The organism is Ferrovum sp. (genome assembly GCF_027317285.1).
In the GTDB taxonomy this organism is placed as follows: domain Bacteria; phylum Pseudomonadota; class Gammaproteobacteria; order Burkholderiales; family Ferrovaceae; genus Ferrovum.
Map to the genome: position 1 here is coordinate 1 of NZ_DAHVHV010000099.1, position 3135 is coordinate 3135.

3 protein-coding genes and 1 pseudogene are annotated in these 3135 nt (G+C 56.1%); all 4 read left to right on the forward strand.

Translation table 11 applies throughout. From position 1 onward, the window contains the following. Positions 1–355: pseudogene (locus M6F29_RS11540) on the forward strand (alpha-D-glucose phosphate-specific phosphoglucomutase); the annotation flags it as partial. A 406-nt stretch (positions 356–761) separates the two neighbouring features. After that, the gene (locus M6F29_RS11545; RefSeq protein WP_298160019.1) at positions 762–1583 is read left to right on the forward strand and encodes a TIGR04255 family protein; all 822 of its coding nucleotides are present in this window, start codon (positions 762–764) and stop codon (positions 1581–1583) included. 35 nt (positions 1584–1618) lie between these two features. Continuing rightward, positions 1619–2221 (forward strand): hypothetical protein, encoded by a 603-nt coding sequence (locus tag M6F29_RS11550; RefSeq protein WP_298160022.1) that lies wholly within the window; start codon positions 1619–1621, stop codon positions 2219–2221. A gap of 11 nt (positions 2222–2232) precedes the next feature. Then, positions 2233–2868 carry a hypothetical protein gene (locus tag M6F29_RS11555; RefSeq protein WP_298160025.1) on the forward strand — a complete coding sequence of 212 codons (636 nt, stop codon included), beginning with the start codon at positions 2233–2235 and terminating at the stop codon, positions 2866–2868. Positions 2869–3135: the final 267 nt, after the last annotated feature.

Below are 3135 nucleotides of genomic sequence, written 5' to 3' on the forward strand. Positions count from 1 at the left end.
TGGTGAAATTTATCGTGACCTGACCCGGGAGTTTGGCGACCCTGTGTATGACCGGGTGGATGCGCCAGCCACGCCTGCGCAAAAAAAGGTACTGGCACAACTTTCACCGCGGCAAATTCAGTCTGCAGACCTGGCCGGCGAAAAAATCCTGGGGATCCTTACCCAGGCGCCCGGCAATGACGCACCCATTGGCGGGTTGAAAGTGATGACCGAGAGCGGATGGTTTGCGGCCCGCCCCTCAGGAACCGAAAACATTTACAAGATCTATGCGGAGAGTTTTCGTGGCGCGGATCACCTGCACCGCATCCTGGCGGAAGCCCAGACCATTGTTGACGCCGCCCTGGCACATGCGTAGTCAACCGGTGACAGATGAATCCGGATTGGGGTCATTCAGGTTTAGAATGTCAATGAGTGCATCGTGCCATCAGCAGCCCGTCGAAGGGGCGGAACTTCAGCGACTGGTTTCTGTAGTGCAGCGGGTACTGGCAGGCAGAATACATACCCATCAACAGTCGGCAAGAAGCGGTCTGTGGCGAAAGATGCCCTTGTACGTTCCTGATGTAATTGAGCGTGAATGAAAATTCTATGAAGATTGATGATGGAATTCCTTGACCATCGTAGTGCCGTCGTAGGGCTGGCCTTACTTTTCCTTCTGTGGTACCTTCGTACTTATACAAAGGGTAAATCCGATCAAACAATTAAACAAAACAGTGGACACCACTCGTATTCAACCTGTTGGTGGTAATCACGCGATCGAAGTCATGGCGATCGCGGTCGAATGGACCATGCCGCCTCTTAACGATGCGCAAATCGCGTCGCTCCGTGCGGTGTACGATGCCAACGCCGACATCAAGGAATTTCTCCCGACAGTGGTACCGGTACAGACGTTCATGATCCAAGGAGTGAGCCAGTTTGGCGTTGTAGATCCTGGCAAGAGCGTGCAAGCCGCACCCAAGAACGTTATGCCACCGCAGTTCATCTCACGGAACGGCGGGTTCGACCTGCAGCGCTTCGACACCAAGGGCAACCTCACTTGGGTTGCCTCGATTCGGCCCGAGTTCATCACGGTCAACTGCACCGCGTACGACCGCTGGATGAACGTCAAGCCTCAAGCGCTAGCTATCTTGCAGCCATTCTTGGATGCGGCGATGGCCAAGGGTGCACAGGTCAACGCGATCGGCCTGCAGTACCAGGATGCGTTTCGGTTGCTGGACGGAGCCTCTCCGACAGCGACTGGAGAGCTCTTTCGTAAGAACGGCAAATACCTGCCGATGCACCTGTTCGAACAGCCTTCTTTCTGGCATTGTCACCAGGGCTGGTTTTCTAAGGCACCAGACGGACACCGTGTCTTGAACAACATTGCGACAGAAGTGACCGACGTCAACGGCACACACTTCGCGCGCATCGGCGGGCAGCACCGAATGTTTGCACTTTCGGTCGATGGGCTGACTACGATGCCAATCACTGCGAGAGAGATCGACCAGATCCTACAATGCCTACATGACGAAAACAAAGACGTGATTAATGGGATACTCAGCGATGGCGCGCTCATGGCAATCGGCTGCACGGGGGGAGGTCCATGATTGGTAACTCGATTCTATCTAGGGGGCCTGCATTCTTGAACTCGTTGCCCGCAGCCGGTAGTCAGTCGGCAACCACGCAGTCGACTGTGTACTTCGTCGGCGGGTATTTTGTTTCGGCTGTCCAGCCGGCGGCAACGTCCGAGGTCGACTACTTGGTGTCGCCAATGGAGCAGATCCGCACCCAAGTCAATGCCTGGCTGCGCGGCTTAGGTAGTCAGACACGCGTCGAAACCGAAGACGCAACCTTGCTGGTCGCGCCCCACTTCCCTATTTCTCAGGAGCACTTCGACTCGTACGAGCCCGTCTTCAGGACGGTAATGCACTACCGAGCACACATAGGTCATTGGAACGGTGAAGCGACCGACGTGCCTTCGGAAGAACAGAGGAACGCCGCGCTGTTGGGCCTAGCCAACTTGATCTTAGCACTCATGCCGGCGCCATCTCCGATGCTTCTGGAAGACGGGACGATCGGCGCCTACTGGCGTCGTGGTCAGCACTATGCCAGCATCGATTTTGAAGTCGATGGCGAGCACAGTTGGGCAGGAACCGACGGCACAAGGTATTTCTCGGGTACTTGGAAAGTGCCGGGCGAACAGTTGCCGCCTGCGCTCGTTAGCGAATTGCTGTCGATCGCCTAGCGGGGCCACCTATGAGTTTTTATGATCTCGACGGCGAGTCGAAACTGTCTCGCGTGGAGCAACTTGTTGTGAAAGACGAGGACGGTGCGAAGCAGATGGAGAAGTTGTCCGAGCACTCGCCTGGGCCGGTAGCTGACCACGAACTGCTGGCGCGAAGTCTCGACTACCCGACTAAGTTCACGAACTTGGGCGGTCTGAACGACGCGTTATTCCAGGATGCGTTCTCGCGCGGGGCGTCGGTTCAGCGTCTCGTCCAAGGCTGGGACGCTCACGCTACCGACGTGCACGGCCGGTTCGAAATGCGGGCAAAGGCGCGGCGCGAAGGCACCGATGGTCGTGATCCGGACCCCGATAATCTCTACATCGGCACCTTTCAGATGACCGCCGCCGAACTGCGTGCATGCAAACTAGACGACGATACAACGCCTAGGGTGCGTGTCTACGACGCTGGCAATGCATCGGATCAATTACATGCCGAAGTCATCGTCGACGCCACCGGCTTGAAAAAGCCTCAGCGCAAGGAACTGCGCGTGCGGCTCATGACCCTGGCGCAAAAGCGTGGATTGTTTGTCTCACCGCATTTGCCTGCGGAAGATCTCGCCCGCGCCGAAGGGACACAGTGCAAATTGCACTTGCCACCTGCGTAGGCGACGGCAAGTTGCCGACTACTGCATTTGAGTCAAGGTGTTGCATTGACGGGGTGTGCAGTCAGACTGTTTTCGACGGAACTAGTGGTTCGCATGTGGATCAGTTTTAGATGGGAATATCTGGATAGTTCCGGGCACATTTCAACGTTAAACGTCTTTTGTAGAGGGCAGAATTCAGGATGGCGAGAGGTAACGAACAAGGTTAGATCGTGCGCAAGCCACGATCTGAACCGTTTGTTGGACAAGCCCGGCAAGTCCCCTGTGACC